The organism is Xenorhabdus sp. KK7.4 (genome assembly GCF_963876465.1).
Lineage (GTDB): Bacteria > Pseudomonadota > Gammaproteobacteria > Enterobacterales > Enterobacteriaceae > Xenorhabdus > Xenorhabdus stockiae.
The window spans coordinates 1-578 of sequence record NZ_CAWNQF010000033.1 but is presented as its reverse complement, the minus strand read 5'-3'; the positions used below and the strand labels follow the sequence as shown (position 1 = coordinate 578).

Sequence of the window (578 nt, the reverse complement as noted above, 5' to 3'; positions counted from 1 at the left end):
GTGAACTGCAACAGCATGTGGCGCAAATGCCCCTGCAAAATGCGGTACACGTTGCACAGACATTAGGCCAGCAAGTGATTTCTGCGGAGCTGATGAAGGAAGTTAACGGCAATATCTCTGCCAACCGCCGTCTTTCCGTGCCGGTGCAGGCCGCCCTGACGACCCCGCAACTGCCGGATCGCGTAATCGAGCCGCACCGGTTGCCTGACATTGACGTCAAACCCAAGCACCGTCTGTTTATTCGCGATTTAATCGCCGGGGGGACCACCACGTCGAACGCCATTTTCTGGGTGCAACAAACCGGCTTTACTAATAAAGCGGCGGCGGTCCCGGAAGGCACGGCAAAGCCTTACAGTGATATCACCTTCGCCACGCAAATTACCCCGGTGGCAACACTGGCGCACATGTTCAAGGCGTCCAAGCAGGTGCTGGACGATTTCGGTCAGTTAAAGTCGCTGATTGACAGTGAAATGCGCTATGGCCTGAAATTTGTGGAAGAGCAGCAGATCCTGTTCGGTGACGGGGCGAACGGCAATATCAAAGGCATTGTGCCGCAGGCCAGTCAGTACAAGGCGGAA

1 protein-coding gene is annotated in these 578 nt (G+C 55.5%); it reads left to right on the top strand.

Annotation, left to right across the window (positions count from 1 at the left end):
* Window positions 1-578: phage major capsid protein (locus AACS90_RS04335; RefSeq protein ID WP_099123676.1), on the top strand; the 578-nt coding region annotated here is incomplete at both ends.